At 41.6% G+C, this 14,739-nt stretch carries 19 protein-coding genes and 1 pseudogene; 11 read left to right on the top strand and 9 right to left on the bottom strand.

Annotation, left to right across the window (positions count from 1 at the left end):
• Window position 1: 1 nt before the first annotated feature.
• From G7Y90_RS00775 to G7Y90_RS00760, 4 genes are all read left to right on the top strand, one after another.
• The gene (locus G7Y90_RS00775) at window positions 2-280 is read left to right on the top strand and encodes a hypothetical protein (protein WP_250163139.1); all 279 of its coding nucleotides are present in this window, start codon (window positions 2-4) and stop codon (window positions 278-280) included.
• A 7-nt stretch (window positions 281-287) separates the two neighbouring features.
• Window positions 288-668: a M48 family metallopeptidase gene (locus tag G7Y90_RS00770; RefSeq protein ID WP_250163138.1), complete on the top strand. Its 381-nt coding sequence runs from the start codon at window positions 288-290 to the stop codon at window positions 666-668.
• 154 nt (window positions 669-822) lie between these two features.
• The gene (locus G7Y90_RS00765; RefSeq protein WP_250163137.1) at window positions 823-1,200 is read left to right on the top strand and encodes a class I SAM-dependent methyltransferase; all 378 of its coding nucleotides are present in this window, start codon (window positions 823-825) and stop codon (window positions 1,198-1,200) included.
• The gene (locus G7Y90_RS00760; RefSeq protein WP_250163136.1) at window positions 1,157-1,429 is read left to right on the top strand and encodes a class I SAM-dependent methyltransferase; all 273 of its coding nucleotides are present in this window, start codon (window positions 1,157-1,159) and stop codon (window positions 1,427-1,429) included. The genes G7Y90_RS00765 and G7Y90_RS00760 overlap by 44 nt, the downstream gene beginning before the upstream one ends.
• Here the strand turns inward: G7Y90_RS00760 and G7Y90_RS00755 are convergent.
• Genes G7Y90_RS00755 through G7Y90_RS00745 form a run of 3 tightly spaced genes read right to left on the bottom strand, consistent with a single transcriptional unit; the run spans window position 1,407 to window position 3,036 of the window.
• Window positions 1,407-1,841, bottom strand: coding sequence for an HD domain-containing protein (locus tag G7Y90_RS00755; protein ID WP_250163135.1), 435 nt, complete (start codon window positions 1,839-1,841; stop codon window positions 1,407-1,409). The two genes, G7Y90_RS00760 and G7Y90_RS00755, sit on opposite strands and share 23 nt — an antisense overlap.
• Window positions 1,828-2,082, bottom strand: a complete 255-nt coding sequence (locus G7Y90_RS00750) for a hypothetical protein (RefSeq protein ID WP_250163134.1) — start codon at window positions 2,080-2,082, stop codon at window positions 1,828-1,830. The genes G7Y90_RS00755 and G7Y90_RS00750 overlap by 14 nt, the downstream gene beginning before the upstream one ends.
• 45 nt (window positions 2,083-2,127) lie before the next feature.
• The gene (locus G7Y90_RS00745; protein ID WP_201582013.1) at window positions 2,128-3,036 is read right to left on the bottom strand and encodes a hydrogen peroxide-inducible genes activator; all 909 of its coding nucleotides are present in this window, start codon (window positions 3,034-3,036) and stop codon (window positions 2,128-2,130) included.
• Between the two features lie 345 nt (window positions 3,037-3,381).
• Between G7Y90_RS00745 and ahpC the strand changes: the two genes are divergently transcribed.
• The gene (gene ahpC, locus G7Y90_RS00740; protein ID WP_045453533.1) at window positions 3,382-3,948 is read left to right on the top strand and encodes an alkyl hydroperoxide reductase subunit C; all 567 of its coding nucleotides are present in this window, start codon (window positions 3,382-3,384) and stop codon (window positions 3,946-3,948) included.
• A gap of 172 nt (window positions 3,949-4,120) precedes the next feature.
• Here ahpC and G7Y90_RS00735 read toward each other — a convergent pair whose 3' ends face one another.
• Window positions 4,121-4,369, bottom strand: coding sequence for an HP1242/YdcH family protein (locus tag G7Y90_RS00735; RefSeq protein WP_045444089.1), 249 nt, complete (start codon window positions 4,367-4,369; stop codon window positions 4,121-4,123).
• 502 nt (window positions 4,370-4,871) lie between these two features.
• Here G7Y90_RS00735 and ahpF point away from each other — a divergent pair.
• The 5 genes from ahpF (at window position 4,872) to G7Y90_RS00715 (ending at window position 9,221) form a co-directional block, all read left to right on the top strand.
• Complete coding sequence (ahpF, locus tag G7Y90_RS00730) at window positions 4,872-6,449, top strand: alkyl hydroperoxide reductase subunit F (protein ID WP_250163133.1); 1,578 nt, start codon at window positions 4,872-4,874, stop codon at window positions 6,447-6,449.
• 396 nt (window positions 6,450-6,845) lie between these two features.
• Window positions 6,846-7,373: a hypothetical protein gene (locus G7Y90_RS00725; protein WP_250163132.1), complete on the top strand. Its 528-nt coding sequence runs from the start codon at window positions 6,846-6,848 to the stop codon at window positions 7,371-7,373.
• A gap of 135 nt (window positions 7,374-7,508) precedes the next feature.
• Complete coding sequence (locus G7Y90_RS17575) at window positions 7,509-7,634, top strand: hypothetical protein (protein WP_284143793.1); 126 nt, start codon at window positions 7,509-7,511, stop codon at window positions 7,632-7,634.
• Window positions 7,615-8,349, top strand: coding sequence for a hypothetical protein (locus tag G7Y90_RS00720; protein ID WP_250163131.1), 735 nt, complete (start codon window positions 7,615-7,617; stop codon window positions 8,347-8,349). Before G7Y90_RS17575 ends, G7Y90_RS00720 begins: the two co-directional genes overlap by 20 nt.
• A 74-nt stretch (window positions 8,350-8,423) precedes the next feature.
• Entirely contained in the window at window positions 8,424-9,221 is a 798-nt protein-coding gene (locus G7Y90_RS00715) for a hypothetical protein (RefSeq protein ID WP_201502487.1), read from the top strand.
• 16 nt (window positions 9,222-9,237) lie between these two features.
• Here the strand turns inward: G7Y90_RS00715 and G7Y90_RS00710 are convergent, their stop codons facing one another.
• The 5 genes and pseudogenes from G7Y90_RS00710 to G7Y90_RS00685 all read right to left on the bottom strand — a co-directional run bounded on the left by G7Y90_RS00710 (window position 9,238) and on the right by G7Y90_RS00685 (window position 13,459).
• Complete coding sequence (locus G7Y90_RS00710) at window positions 9,238-9,990, bottom strand: glutathione S-transferase family protein (protein WP_250163130.1); 753 nt, start codon at window positions 9,988-9,990, stop codon at window positions 9,238-9,240.
• A gap of 152 nt (window positions 9,991-10,142) precedes the next feature.
• Window positions 10,143-10,475: a protein tyrosine phosphatase family protein gene (locus G7Y90_RS00705; RefSeq protein WP_021813753.1), complete on the bottom strand. Its 333-nt coding sequence runs from the start codon at window positions 10,473-10,475 to the stop codon at window positions 10,143-10,145.
• 128 nt (window positions 10,476-10,603) lie between these two features.
• Complete coding sequence (locus G7Y90_RS00700) at window positions 10,604-10,930, bottom strand: protein tyrosine phosphatase family protein (protein WP_060491797.1); 327 nt, start codon at window positions 10,928-10,930, stop codon at window positions 10,604-10,606.
• 214 nt (window positions 10,931-11,144) lie between these two features.
• Window positions 11,145-12,853, bottom strand: a pseudogene (locus tag G7Y90_RS00690) (SulP family inorganic anion transporter).
• Between the two features lie 237 nt (window positions 12,854-13,090).
• Window positions 13,091-13,459, bottom strand: a complete 369-nt coding sequence (locus tag G7Y90_RS00685) for an ArsR/SmtB family transcription factor (protein WP_319020723.1) — start codon at window positions 13,457-13,459, stop codon at window positions 13,091-13,093.
• A 279-nt stretch (window positions 13,460-13,738) separates the two neighbouring features.
• Between G7Y90_RS00685 and G7Y90_RS00680 the strand changes: the two genes are divergently transcribed.
• Window positions 13,739-14,611, top strand: a complete 873-nt coding sequence (locus G7Y90_RS00680; protein ID WP_250163127.1) for an MBL fold metallo-hydrolase — start codon at window positions 13,739-13,741, stop codon at window positions 14,609-14,611.
• Window positions 14,612-14,739: the final 128 nt, after the last annotated feature.

Below are 14,739 nucleotides of genomic sequence, written 5' to 3'. Positions count from 1 at the left end.
CATGAATGTACCGCCAGCAAATCATTCGTTTTTATTAGACAGCGCTAAACATTGTTTGGCGCAAGCAGGTATTGAGCTACATATCAGCAAAAAGCGGGTTAAAAATATCAATTTCCGCTTAAAGCCACATCAGTTACTAGTATCTGTACCACTATTTATTAGCCCAGCCCAAGCTGCGCAGGCTGTGATGAAGCGCGTGTCATGGGCGATAGCAAACCACCCACAAGTATTAGAGCAGTATAAACGAACAACTTCCTTTAGCGCAAGCTTTAACTGCTGATAGTACTTTGCTATTGTGGGGTAAAGAGCAACCGTTCACTTTAAACCATGATGAAAAACTTGCCTATTATCGGCAACATCTTTCTGAAGCGATACCTGCATTATTTGCAAAGTGGCAACCGATTGTCGGTGCGACAGCCAATGAGATACGCCTAAAAAAAATGCATACGCGCTGGGGCAGTTGTAACACGCGTGCGCGCCGAATTTGGTTGTCTGTGTATCTGCCTGCTTATCCTATTGCGTGCACCGAATACGTCATCGTCCATGAGCTGTGTCATTTGCACCATGCCAATCATAGCCGTGCCTTTTGGCAAATGGTGGCAACTGCAATGCCTGATTATCAGCATTGGCACGATATGCTGGCAGGGAAGACGGGAAAATTAGATTAAACGATTCATTTAAATAATATCCATAATCGTAAGGCATGTCCTCATTTTCATAACCATCTTTAAAATGAGACACGCTCTAATAAGCCTGATATGATAAGACATAACGATATAAATCGTGTCGTTTAAATAATAAGTTTGTCTACAGGGATGTCATATGGAAAACGTCAATCAAGCGGAATTTTGGCAGCAGCGTTATGAGCAAGACAGTATCGGTTGGGATATGGGACAGGTATCGCCACCGCTCAAAGCCTATATTGACCAACTGCCCGAATCTGCCAAAGAGCAAGCGATTCTGGTGCCGGGTGCGGGCAATGCTTACGAGGTAGGTTATCTACATGAGCAAGGGTTTACCAATGTCACCTTGGTAGATTTTGCCTCCGCGCCGATTGCAGCATTTGCTGAGCGTTATCCTAACTTTCCAGTTGAGCATTTAATCTGTGCCGACTTTTTTGAGTTATCGCCTGAGCAGTATCAGTTTGATTGGGTGCTTGAGCAGACGTTTTTTTTGTGCGATAAATCCATCACGCCGTGATGAGTATGTGCAGCAGATGGCAGCGTTACTGAAACCGAATGGTAAGCTGATTGGTTTGCTCTTTGATAAAGACTTTGGACGAGAAGAGCCACCGTTCGGCGGTACAATAGCTGAATATCAGCGGCGTTTTGAGCAGCGTTTTGATATTGAAATCATGGAGCCAAGCTATAATTCACATCCTGCACGGCAGGGCAGTGAGCTGTTTATTAAGATGCGTGTAAAAGCGTAATTTCGTGCTCAATATTTTTTCTAGCCTGCTTCTCTAAACGTTCATAGTAATAATCTGTCAGATAAAGCGTTGGATGTGCCAGTAATTCTTTTAACACTGCCATGCGTCCGACGCGATAATCGTCATCTGAGACATGCGCATACTCTTGGCGTACAGCGTGAGAATAGTGTTCATACACCGACCAAGATGACCCTAAAATACTTAAGTCCATATCTAGTAAATAAGCGGCATCGCTGTATTCTTCTCTCTCTTTAACTTTGTTTGACCATTTGTCAATTTGATGACTAGCCGTCATCATAATCAGCGTATAGATATGTTGGCATTGCTCCCACTTAAATAACCAGTTAATGACTCTACTGCATATTCTGCACTTTAGCTCGTTATCTGAACGCGTCGGTTCATATATCATCATACAACAGTGCTAACGCAATGATATGCGGCTCATGCAAGTTATTCTTAACCTGATCGAACTGTCCAAACAACTGCTGAATATGCTGCAAGCTATGATAAGCACGCTGTGGCTCGTTATAACGCATGGCGATATCTTGCCAAAGTATGCTTGCGTTTTCTGGCGTAATATAGCTACTTATAGCGGATAAATGGCGCGTGAAAATCTCTTCAAGCGCCGTATCTATTTTTGACAAACCGTCCATCGTTAACCTTCGCTTGATGACTGTTGGCAATTTACAATCAACGGATTATTCTTTATTAGCAGCATCTTCAAAGGCTTGCTTAAACACTTTACCCAATAAATTGACATCATCAACGCGGGCGTAGTTCAAACGGGTGACAAAGGCAATATGACGATGCGGTCCTTTCTCAGCGAGTGGTATCGCGACGGCATTTTGGTTCTGCAGATGCAGCTGGTCGAGCGCCATTTCTGGCACCAATGTCGTCCCCATATTGGCAAGTGCCATCTGTATAAGGGTGTTTAGACTGGCATCTGAAAAGCTTGATTTCATCTGTGCACGATCAAAATGACAGACAGACAGGGTTTGATCGGTCAAGCAATGCCCTTCGCCGAGCAGCATAAGATTGGCGGTAGCCAGCTCATCAGCGTTGATGGTTTCAAGCTTGGCATGCACATCATCTTTTGGGAATACGGCAAAGAAATCCTCGCTCCAAAACTCAAAGCTGTGCAAACCATCGACTGCATAAGGCAGCGCAATAATAGCCGTATCAATATGACCGTAACGCACTTGCTCTAGTAAACGCTCCGTTTGTTGCTCAACGATGGTCATACGAAATTCTGGATAATTGGCTCGCAGGGCAGGTAAGACTTTTGGCAGCAGATAAGGCGCAATCGTTGGAATGATACCGACAGTCATCGGATACGCCAGCGGCGATTGATGGCTATGGGCGCGTGTGGTCAAATCATTGACTTCAGAAAAAACTCGTTGCGCCCGCGTTAAAATGTCTTCACCAATAGGGGTAATCAATACTTGCTTATTGTTACGCTCAAAAATCTGCGTATCCAGTTGCTTTTCTAACTCGGCAATCCCCAAACTCAGTGCCGATTGTGAGATATTACAGTCTTCTGCTGCACGTTTGAAGTGACGGTGCTTGGCCACTGCTAAAGCAAACTCAAGTTGACGTAAAGTAATCATAAAACCTCTCTATTAATGGGTTTTTAACGTGATATATTAGGCTGATTCATTTGGTGTACCAATTCGATATCCAAACTCGATGTCATCTTAACGTAACCTAACGGCTGTATAGTGACTGACGCATGCTTTATAGTGGCTTACGCATAATGCACTGATGAAAAATTAGAGAGAATAGTTTAACAAGTTTAATAAAAAAAACATCACATTAAAAACTTTTAACTGGATTAACGATAGAATTCGCGTATAGTTTGTCAGGTAGCCCAAAGCAGTAAAGGCTTAATAGAAACAATCATACCAAGAAATTTCAATTAACTTAACTATCAATCAACTATAAAGGAGCCAATCATGGCGTCTATTATCAATCAAGAAATCCCAGAATTTTCAGCTGATGCGTACGTTAATGGTGAATTCAAAACCATCACTTCAGAAGATGTAAAAGGCAACTGGGCAATCTTTTTATTCTACCCAGCTGACTTTACCTTCGTTTGCCCAACTGAACTTGAAGACATGGCGGCTCATTACGACGAGCTTAAAGGTTTGGGCGTAGAAGTATACTCAGTATCTACTGATACTCATTTCACGCATAAAGCATGGCATGATTCTTCAGAAGCTATCGGTAAAGTACAATACCCAATGATCGGCGATCCTACTGGCCGTATCACTCGTGGCTTTAACGTCATGATCGAAGAAGCAGGTTTGGCTGAACGCGGTACATTCCTAGTTGATCCAGACGGCTTGATTCAAGTTGCTGAGATTCATGCTGGTGGTATTGGCCGTAGTGCAAAAGACATGCTACGTAAAGTGAAAGCAGCTCAATATGTTCGTGAAAACGATGGCGAAGTTTGCCCTGCCGCTTGGGAAGCTGGTCAAGAAACATTAAAACCAAGTCTTGATCTTGTTGGTAAAATCTAACTCTTGATTTAACGAACTGGCTCAATACTTTAGATATTTGTAGTGCTGTATATCCTACTTTGAGTTAAATCAGCATTATAAATAAAGACCCCATCAGCATAAGTTGATGGGGTCTTTTATGTTATTTATCAATAAGTGTTTTTATTCATGCATCGTGATAATAAGTGAAGCGCTAAGCATGAGATTGTAGTTTATTTTTATCAATTATCTTATAAATCTCATCTTTTAAATGCAGTTTTCGTCGTTTCATCAGTTCAATTTCTTCATCGCGACTGGTGTGTGTCACCAAGTTTTTATCCAACTGATTAATCTGCTGATCTAGCTGGGTATGCTCATCAAAGATCGTCGCAAAATGACTGTCTTTTAGCTTAAGCTCAGCAATAATGTCTTTGTTATCTTGCCATGTATCAGTCTTTCTCATGTTGTCATCCTTGTTATGAAGCGCAAGTTTGCAGTAAGCATCCGCGCATGGTCGTAAGATTGTTTTGATGAATTGCTATGATTCTGAGACTTGATTTTATTAAGCCAAAACACTATTTAGCTCAATATGGATAAGACCTAATAGTAGCAGAAAGCTTCTTTGATAAACTTGCATAAAAGACAATCTGCAACGAGGGAAATAAGAGTTTTTCCTATTAGCCTCATTTGATTGTAGCGAAAAAACAGCACTGTTACCATGAGAATAATCCACATATAGATTAATATTTAATTATTAATTATAATTAATGATTGGTTTTATAAAACATAAGGTTTGAGTTTCTCAGCTTGCCGAGACCCTCAGAACCTATGATAATAGAGACATCAAAGGGCATAAACTTATGGCCTATAATATTTTAGATAAAATTATTAATACCAAATAGTCTATATTTGAACGAGCAACATGACAGTTGCCGTTACATATCCAGTAATGATGAGGAACAAACATGATAGATAAAAGTTTATTAGATGCCATCAAAAGTTACAGTGAAAAAATGACTCGTCCAATTACCTTCGTATTGGGTAGTGGCGAACATAGTAAGCGTGCTGAGTTAATTGATTTTTTGACTAAAATCGCTGGCACCACAGATAAAATCAATTTTGATGCAACAGCAGCTGATGATAGCTTACCAAGTCCAATTAGCTTTAAAGTGGTCAGTCATGTCGATGGTGAATTGACTGATACGGGTATTGTTTTTAGTGGCATCCCCGGTGGTCATGAGTTTACCTCGCTGATTTTGGCTATTTTGCAAGCGGGTGGTCATACGCTAAAATTGGATGAAAGTATTCAAAAGCTGATTAAGCGTTTTAATAAGCCACTACAGTTTCAAACTTACGTGTCGCTATCTTGCCACAGTTGCCCAGAAGTGGTACAAGCGCTCAACCAGTTTGCACTATTGAACGATGGCATTAGCAACGAGATGATTGATGGTGCTCTATTCCAAGAGCAGGTTGATGCCAATAACATCCAAGGTGTACCAGCAGTATTCTTAAATGGTAAACCGTTTGCCAATGGTCTCATCGACACGGCCAAATTGATTGGAAAGTTGCAAGAGCAGTTTCCTGACTTGTTAGCAGAAGCTGATGACGATGCTGAGCAGTTAGAGCAGCAAGATGTGACGATTATTGGTGCAGGTCCAGCTGGTGTTGCCGCTGCGATTTATACCGCTCGTAAAGGCTTAAAAGTGACGATGGTTGCTGATCGTATCGGCGGACAGGTGAAAGACACGCAGGATATCGAAAACTTGATTTCTGTGCCTTTAACCACGGGTACTGAGCTATCAGCGAACTTTGAAAAGCATTTGTGCGAATACGATATTACTTTAAAAGAGCACGTCAGCGTCAAAGAAATCAGTGAGACAGAAGATGAAAACTATCGCATTCATCTAAACACGGGTGAGACGTTTGAGACACGCAGTATTATCTTAGCGACGGGTGCTCAGTGGCGTAAGCTTGGTGTTCCAGGTGAAGAAGAAAACATCGGTAAAGGCGTGGCTTTCTGTGCTCACTGTGACGGCCCATTCTTTAAGGGTAAAGACATTGCTGTCGTCGGTGGTGGTAACTCTGGTATCGAAGCGGCATTAGATCTTGCTGGTATCGTGAAGCATGTAACCGTGCTTGAGTTCGCGGATGATTTAAAAGCGGATCAGGTATTGATTAACAAAGCCAAAGAGAAAGCCAATATCGAATTTATCACTGGCGCAGCGACGCAAGAAATTAAAGCGACTGATGGCAAAGTGACTTCGATCGTTTATCAAGATCGCAGCACAGGTGATACTCATGAGCGTGACTTGGCAGGGGTGTTTGTACAGATTGGTCTAGTACCGAACTCTGCGTTTGTTAAAGGCTTTGTCGATTTGAACCGTTTTGGCGAGATTGAGATTGATGAGCGCTGCCGTACTGATCGCAAAGGTATCTTTGCTTGTGGTGACGTCACGACTGTGCCATTTAAGCAGATTAATATTGCGATGGGTGAGGGTAGTAAAGCTGCACTGTCAGCGTTCGAGTACTTGGTTATGCAGTAAGTTATTTCACGCTAAATTTAGTCTAACAAGCTACCTCTTTTGAGGTGGTTTTTTTATGGGTGCTGATATACTACTTGTAAAAATTTATAAATTAACTTATGTTCGTTAATATTTTATGAGAACCTTAATAGTGAAAAATAAATATGCAGTTCGCAAAATAATCATTGGGTTAAATGTCTGGTTTTTATATCGTTTATATTTAGTGTAACCAATGCTTATTCAGGTCAAACGGTCAATGAGATTCTGAATGAATATCCTATCTATAATGAGACAAAGCAGTGTCGAGGTATTATAGCTAATAACGGTTCATCAGATGGCGAAGGCACACTTTATCAAAACGGTTACTGTATTAAAGTTGATAGACAATTAAAGGTACAAGCCAAGCAGGGTACAAGATTGTATGTATCGGTAACTGGCGACATCGGTTTTAATGAAGATGGTAGCGAAGCGTATGGAGCACACGTCTTTTCTGGTCTAGTAGGCATGTTTGTTCTAAAGCCACAAGGTTCAGGCTGGGAAGTAGAATCTGCCAATCCAGCGATGAATGCAGGCAGCTCTGGTAAAGCTCTAAAAGACTGGAAGCTGATACAAGTTGCCCCTGATAAGTGGGGATTTATTAATATTCATAGTGACTCGCATTGGGTTCATTCAGGCTCGGCTTTTGTGTTACTTACGCCAGACAAGAGTAATATTAGAAGAAGCTGGGTAGAAGCCAAGTATGAACATTCTAATGGAGGATCTGGGTCAGCAGGAGGCTGTAGCAACCCTGATGCCAGTACTTGTACACTTTTAAAGGCTAAGCTAGGCGTTGATAAGAAGACGATAATTAATGGTTTTTATCCATTAGAGATTACGCTAAACGGTTTTGAAGATGATAAGGTATATAAAATCAAGTCTATCTTATTAAGTATCAGCCCCGATTAGGGTATCAAGTACCTAATGATTATCCAATGAAAGATGTCAGTTTTTAAGTGTCGACTTTATTGTTTATATCGTAATGTACATCACGCTGTAGCTGTCGCAAAAAATAACTGTTAAGCGTTTAGGGAAAGATAAAGCATGGCAAAATCTAAAGTAGCAAAAATAACTTTAAGCGCTGTTGGTGCGATTACGCTTATGAGCTTATCAAATGTTGCATCAGCAAAAAGCGTCAATGAGATTCTCAATGAATACTCCTATCTATAATGAGGCTAAGCAGTGTCGAGGTATCATTGCTAATAATGGTTCATCATCTGGCGAAGAAACACCGCATCAAAGCGGATATTGCATTGAGATTGATAGACAACTGGAGGTACGAACCAAGCAAGGTAAACGGTTATACATATCAGTCATTGGTGACGTCGCTTTTCATGAAAATGGTGCTGCGGCATATAGTTCTCACGCTGATACTGGTCTAGTGGGTATGTTCGTTTTAAAGCCACAAGGTTCCGGTTGGGAGGTGGAATACGTTAATCCAGTGATGAATGCAGGCGCTTCTGGTGCAGGACTAAAAGACTGGAAGCTGATACAAGTTGCCCCTGATATTTGGGGATTTATTAATATTCATAGTGATTCGCACTACATTCAATCTTTTTCTGAATACGTATTAATGACACCAGACCCTAAGTCAAAAAAAGTGATATATAGTCATATAGCTGCGAAAGCAACTACAGAAAACAATCCTATAGCACCATCTGGCTGTAGTAAAGATAGAAAGGTAGAATATTGCACATTATTGAAAGCCAAGCTCAATATCGATAAAACGACGCTGATAAATGGTTTTTACCCGCTAGAGATTACAATCAGTGGTCATAAGTATAACTATAACGGTTCAGAAAAAAAGACCTATAACAATCAGGTCTATAAAATAAAATACGAGCCGAAAAAAGGGTATCAAAAGCCCAAAGATTATCCCCTATAGTGATATCATCAGAGTCATTTAATGAGCCAATTGAGGTAGGTATGATGCACGCCAAATTATATGGATCAATACTCATGTTAAGGTTATATCTTAGTTTTGGACTATTAGGATTTGCCACCAATACCTCTGCTGCTGATAGTGTGATGGATATCCTCAAGCCGTACTATCCGCTTTATAATGAAGCATTAGGGTGTCATGGCGCGATTGCTCCTTCTGGTTCCGTCAATGGTTTAACTAGAGAGGCTTATATGACGGGCTATTGCATCGATATTGATAGGCAAAAGGTCATAGAGACGGATAAAGGTAAACGTTTATATATAGTGATGAAAGGTAACGCTAGTTTTAACGAGGATGGTGAAGCGTTGGAGTATACCGACACTCGCTTTGACAGTGGTTTAGTCGGTATGTTTGTTTTAAAGCCTAAAGGTGAAGGCTGGCAAGTTGAGTCGGCCAATCCTTATATGAATGCAGGCAGTAATGGTCTTGGTTTAAGTGGTTGGGATTTAGAACAGTTTGCGACAAATACGTGGGGCTTTATAAATGAGCATGGTGATACGCATCAAGGTTATTACAGTGATAGTCTTGTCATATTGACACCTAGTGGCAGCGGTATTACACAGAGTTGGATAGGTATTAATTTTAATAACGAAAATGCTGGGAAATGCGAAGACGATATGTCAGAGTGCGATAATACCAAAACTACCTTTACTATCGATAGTCATAAAACCGTTAATGGGTTTTATCCTTTAGAAATAACACTCAATGGATTTGTGAAAGGCAAGAAATATCATAACGCTACTTATCGTATTAATTATCAAAAAAACAAAGGCTATATAGAGCCTAATGAATATCCTTTAAAAGATAATTATTAAGCTCGTTTTCAATGATTCACTTTTGGTCAGCCAACACCCCAACCACCGAAAGTATCTCACCTGCTTCATCTTCTTTAATTACGCGAGTTTCTTCAAGTGCTGCCTCTCGCCAAGCCTGTAGATGAGGATTGTTTAACATCGTCTCACAATACTGTTGGGTCGTTGATTTCAACACTATATCAGAGGCATCGGCATACGTTTGCAAACGTAGAATAACTGGTGCGAAAAAAGCATCAGCGGCAGTGAAATGACCAAATAGATAACTGTCTGTTGAGCGATTTTTTAAACAATCCGCAAAAATCTCTTCTATCCGAGAGATATCATTTAAGCATGCATTACTTGGTTGTATCTTCGCCGTCGCTCGAATATTCATTGGCATCTCACTACGAATGCCTGTTAAGCCTGAGTGCATCTCAGCGATGATGCTTTGGCAATAAGCGCTATTTATTCTGGTGCTAGTATCACTCTTAACATCAGTATCAGACTTACTCAATCCTGTCCAAAGATCTAATTCTGTCAGATAGTCATTGGCATGAATGGCAATCGCTAAAGTATCCCATACCGTGACTTTTTCATCACCTTGACCATAAACCAGAACTGGCACTTTGCCTGTTGGCGCATGCTCATTGAGAATGGCTGTCGCGGATGGATGAAACAGCTCAATCAGTTGCTCGTCGAAGTCAATATTAAAAGCTTTGAGTAGTAGCCAAGCTCGCAATGACCATGACGAATAGTTTTTATTGCCGATGATGAGTAGCGGTTTTTGCATAAAAAGTCCTATTGAGCTGTATAAGTAGTATTTTATTATGTGCTCAATATTAAAAATTAACCAGTCTATAGTTTAGTAATTCCAATAAAAAACGCCCATTCAAAATTTGGACGGGCGTTTTTTCAGCAGTAGCGATTATATTTAAATCACTATCAATCGTCTAATAAATCCATACGCTTGGCTGCTTCGTAGATACCTGTTGAGCGGTTGCCAGTACGGCAAAAGATCAGCATTGGCTGTTCAGCTTGATTAAAGAAATCAGCAAATTCTTCGACATGGTTTTGATTAAGCTCACTACCAGCGAAAGACACTTCTTTATAAGCAAGACCTGCTTTTTTAGCAGCAGCTTCAATCTCAGCGCTGGTCGGTTGGTTCGGCTCTTCACCGTCTGGACGGTTGTTAATAATGGTTTTAAAACCATTTTCAGCAATCATAGGTACTTGATCAGGGGTGATTTGTCCGGTAATACTAATTTGATGGCTCATAAGAGCTCCTTTTTATTTTTCATATTAAATAAAGTGTGTGGCGTAAAATACAGAATCTTAGACTAATCTTAATAGGCAACTTTCTAAAGAGACCGTATGTAAGCGTTATCGATTTTTTATAGTAACGGTTATAACAAACCTTGCATCAATGCGCTTTGATACAACAATTTAGCACGTGCACCTGTCCCGCAAAACATCAATATTGGTTTAGGCATCGAGCGATAAAACGCCGCAAACTGCTCGACAGTCGCCATGCTCAAGCGCTCATCATCAAACGGTAAATGATGATAAGTAAGGTTGGCTTTTGCCGTGGCACTGGTAAAGTCGCCGCTATTGGGCTGCGTTTCTGTCTCGGCATCAGGACGAATATTGAGCACGGAGCGGTAGCCAAGCTCAGCAATCTTGGTGCATTGGCTTGGATAAATTTGCTTATAAATAGTTAAATTATCGGTCATAAGTAGCTTCGGTCGCGTATATTAAAAGACGTTTGGAGGTATCGTATTGTAGCTAAGCGCCATTTTATAAAGGCTGTACTTTAGGTATCTCTTCTAAAGGCTGTATTTTTTAAGGGCTTATACCAATTTAGCATAACACAGCTTTTATCTATATATTTTGTCACAGCATAATAATAATTATGCTTGATTGAGCAACATATGTCTCACAGACCGATTAGATATCTTTTAGCGCATTTACCGCATCCATCGTGCTTAAATAAACTTGACCTGAGAGGGTGGTAATGACCGGAGTATGCTCGATGATGTCCATTACTGGCCCTTTAATAAAGCTAAAGTTTAAATGTTTATTTTGGTTCAACAGCTCTTGATTAAGACTGATAAGCATCTCTTGTCCGGTCAAGTCAATGTGATTGACCGCTGACATAATAAGAATAATCTCATGCGCTTCTGGATATTGCTGAGTGGCTTGTATGACCCTGCGATGGACAGATTCACTATTGCCAAAAAATAAGCTCTCATCGATACGCAGCATCAATAAATTGCTAAAGGTCACCACATCGTGACGGTTTTATTGCGAAAATGCCCTGTGCCAGCTAGCTGACCAACAACGGCGACGTGCGGTTTACTCGATTGCCAAATGAGGCTAGCAAACGACACCATCAAACCAATCACCAAGCCAGTATTTAATCCAAATATCAATACGCCGATGAATGCCGCCAAAAAGCTGGCCGCATCTAGGCGGTCGCGTTGCCATGCCGATTTCAAGGTTGCTATATCAATGAGACCGATGATCGATGCCATGATGGTTGCACCCAATAAAGCGTAGGGCAGTGGTGCGAGTACATTGCCAAAAGCGATTAAAGCAGCAATCATGACCAGCACAGTTACTAAACTTGCAACTGGTGTTTTGGCCCCTGAGTCGGCATTGATAGCGGTGCGCGAAAAGCCGCCAGCGACGGTAAAGCTTTGAAAGAAACCGCCCGCCATATTAGCAAGCCCCAGTCCAGTCAGCTCACTATTGGCGTTAAAAGTCTCACCGCGCAGGCGTGCATAGTTGCTGGCGACGGAGCTGCTAGAGACAAAGATAATCAATGCCATCAAACCTGCGCTAGGCAATAAATTAAGCGCTTCACCGAAGTCTGGTACATAGGGCAGGGTAAAGGTTGGTAAGCCTTGTGGAATACTACCAATCGTGGCCACGCCGTTCGTGGTCCAGTGTAAGCTGATGCTCAAAACAATCGCAATACCGAGCAAAATAAGCGGAAATAGTCGCTCAGCCCATTTGGCATAAGACACTGATAACCAGGATTTCCATAGCCATTTGCTACCGTAGCGATTGGCCACCAACAGTGCAAAGGCAATGACGCCAATAACTAAGGTTAGTGGATGTAGCTGGCGTGCATACATTTGCATGCTTGATAGATAACCGATTAAGTTATTTCCCGCAATAGGAATCGCAGTCAGATATTTAAGCTGACTGACAAAAATCAATACGGCTGCACCACTGATAAAGCCTGCTGAAACGCCGCGACTGATAAACTGCATAATCCAGCCAAGCTTGAGCCGCCCTGCTAGCCATAACATCGTACCAACCATCAATGACAGCAAACTTGCCATCAATATATACTGCTGAGAGCCCTCTGTAGCATAAGGATGCAGGCTGCTGGCTGTCATAATCGCAGTAATAGCGACAGGCCCTACTGCTTGCACATTACTCGAGCCTATCCATGCATAGACCAACACGGGAACGATGGCCGCGTAGAGTCCATAGACGGGTGGCAATCCTGCCAATACCGCATAACCTAAGCTTTGTGGAATGACGAGCACCCCAACCACCAACCCAGCAACAACGTCAGTTGGCAAGGCAGACAGCTGGTATTGACGCAACCAAGCAGGAATCAGACGAGCGGCGATAGAAGGCATAGCAATATGTCATCACAATATATAGTCAATGCTATATAAATCAGATACGGTGTCAGGCTCGCTTAGTCTACTATTTGTAGTACTTTCGCTTGCCTTCCTTGTATCTAAACTATAGTGAACCGACTATAGTAGAAAAAATTTAATAGAAGAAAATTTAATTACAGCTAAGCGCTAAATTCACAAGGTAATGCTGAAAAATTAGGTTGACAAGTGATGCTCAAAACTCAAGCCAATAAGCTAGCTGTCAGTTTTGGCACAAAAGCGTTCATACAATAAATGTAACACCGCCAAGGCATCGTCACTGGCAATACTATAATAGATTTGCTTACCCTCGCGGCGGGTCGTCACCAGCGCATCTTTGCGTAGAATACCAAGCTGCTGTGACAAGCTTGGCTGACCAACACCGACTAAGCTTTCGAGCTCGCTGACGCAATATTCTCCTTGAGTCAACTGACATAAGAGTAATAAGCGATCCGGATGTGAAAGCGACTTTAATAGTTGGCTGGCTTGCATGGACGCTTGCTGCATTTGCTCAGCAAGGTCTTTAGGGGCAAAGTCTGCTACGCTAGATGACGCATCATCAATGCTGGTAGTCGAGGTGCTCAATGCTGAAGTAGAAGTAGTCAGAGCAAGCTCCTTATATAAGACATAATAAAAAATTTAGGATTAATAGCTAAGATAAGATTAATTATCAATGATATTGCCACGGATAGCAAGTTATCATTATTTACATTATATAAATTGATAAAATGTTAAATCGTTGCTATATTGGTATGCATCGTTGATAAATATGTGGCGGTCAATACGATAAGTAGAAGCTGGTGCATATTATACTGAACAATTTATCAAAAAATAAAATATTCATCTAAAAGCAAAGAGGTAGCCATGCAAGTTCATTCATTCTTACATAGCGACACAGAAACTTATACTCACGTACTCGCGGACGTTCAACAACAAGTCTGTGCCATCATCGATCCTGTGTTGGATTTTGATGCTAAGTCAGGGCGCACGAGTACTACTAGCGTCGATGAGGTGATTGGGTTCGTCCGCGAGCATGGTTGGGAGCTGGTTTACATCATAGAGACTCATGCGCATGCTGACCATATATCCGCCGCGATACATGTCAAAGATACACTCGGTGGGCAGTTGGTAATCGGTCAACATATCACCGAAGTGCAAAAAATATTTAAGCAAATATTCAACTTTGATACCAGTTTTCGCACCGATGCCAGCCAGTTCGATATTCTAACGGATGAGGGCGATACTTTGGCGCTTGGCAATATTACTATTACGGTCATGTATGTACCAGGTCATACGCCCGCAGATATGGCCTATATTGCTACTGATGATGAAAAGACCGTAGTCTTTGTTGGTGATACTTTATTTGCTCCTGATGTCGGGACGGCTCGCTGTGACTTTCCAGGTGGGGATGCCAAGACGCTGTACCACTCAGTCAAGAAGCTCCTTGCGCTCCCTGAAGATACGATAATATATCTGTGCCATGATTATCCAAGCAAGGGTCGCCAGCACTGTCCAACCACGACTGTCGCTGCACAAAAACTGGGCAATATCCATGTCAAAGATGGCATCAATGAAGCAGAGTTTGTGCAAATGCGTGAGCGCCGCGATGCCACTCTTGACATGCCGCGTCTAATTATTCCATCGGTACAAGTAAACATCGATGCAGGTCATTTCCCAGAGCCAGAAGACAATGGTACCCGTTATCTCAAAGTACCGATTAATGTACTTGGACAATAAGACAGATATCAGGATAAGCAGACATCAGAATAAGCAAATATTATAAACATGCCTAACGTTACGTAAGCACAATACGAGTATAAGCCATCATAATGCTAGTCTTTACCGTAAACACATGGCTATATTAC

The organism is Psychrobacter sp. WY6 (assembly GCF_018448495.1).
Classification (GTDB): domain Bacteria; phylum Pseudomonadota; class Gammaproteobacteria; order Pseudomonadales; family Moraxellaceae; genus Psychrobacter.
Note: the sequence above shows the minus strand (reverse complement) of the source record. Positions and strands in the feature narration are given on the sequence as shown.

Coding starts and splice junctions, on each gene's coding strand:
- G7Y90_RS00715 (WP_201502487.1), top strand. CDS start 8,424: ATGTTAAGGTTATATCTTAGTTTTGGACTATTAGGATTTGCCACCAAT.
- G7Y90_RS17575 (WP_284143793.1), top strand. CDS start 7,509: ATGGCAAAATCTAAAGTAGCAAAAATAACTTTAAGCGCTGTTGGTGCG.
- G7Y90_RS00710 (WP_250163130.1), bottom strand. CDS start 9,990: ATGCAAAAACCGCTACTCATCATCGGCAATAAAAACTATTCGTCATGG.
- G7Y90_RS00720 (WP_250163131.1), top strand. CDS start 7,615: ATGAATACTCCTATCTATAATGAGGCTAAGCAGTGTCGAGGTATCATT.
- G7Y90_RS00775 (WP_250163139.1), top strand. CDS start 2: ATGAATGTACCGCCAGCAAATCATTCGTTTTTATTAGACAGCGCTAAA.
- ahpC (WP_045453533.1), top strand. CDS start 3,382: ATGGCGTCTATTATCAATCAAGAAATCCCAGAATTTTCAGCTGATGCG.
- G7Y90_RS00700 (WP_060491797.1), bottom strand. CDS start 10,930: ATGACCGATAATTTAACTATTTATAAGCAAATTTATCCAAGCCAATGC.
- G7Y90_RS00750 (WP_250163134.1), bottom strand. CDS start 2,082: ATGGACGGTTTGTCAAAAATAGATACGGCGCTTGAAGAGATTTTCACG.
- G7Y90_RS00735 (WP_045444089.1), bottom strand. CDS start 4,369: ATGAGAAAGACTGATACATGGCAAGATAACAAAGACATTATTGCTGAG.
- ahpF (WP_250163133.1), top strand. CDS start 4,872: ATGATAGATAAAAGTTTATTAGATGCCATCAAAAGTTACAGTGAAAAA.
- G7Y90_RS00765 (WP_250163137.1), top strand. CDS start 823: ATGGAAAACGTCAATCAAGCGGAATTTTGGCAGCAGCGTTATGAGCAA.
- G7Y90_RS00680 (WP_250163127.1), top strand. CDS start 13,739: ATGCAAGTTCATTCATTCTTACATAGCGACACAGAAACTTATACTCAC.
- G7Y90_RS00745 (WP_201582013.1), bottom strand. CDS start 3,036: ATGATTACTTTACGTCAACTTGAGTTTGCTTTAGCAGTGGCCAAGCAC.
- G7Y90_RS00705 (WP_021813753.1), bottom strand. CDS start 10,475: ATGAGCCATCAAATTAGTATTACCGGACAAATCACCCCTGATCAAGTA.
- G7Y90_RS00755 (WP_250163135.1), bottom strand. CDS start 1,841: ATGATGATATATGAACCGACGCGTTCAGATAACGAGCTAAAGTGCAGA.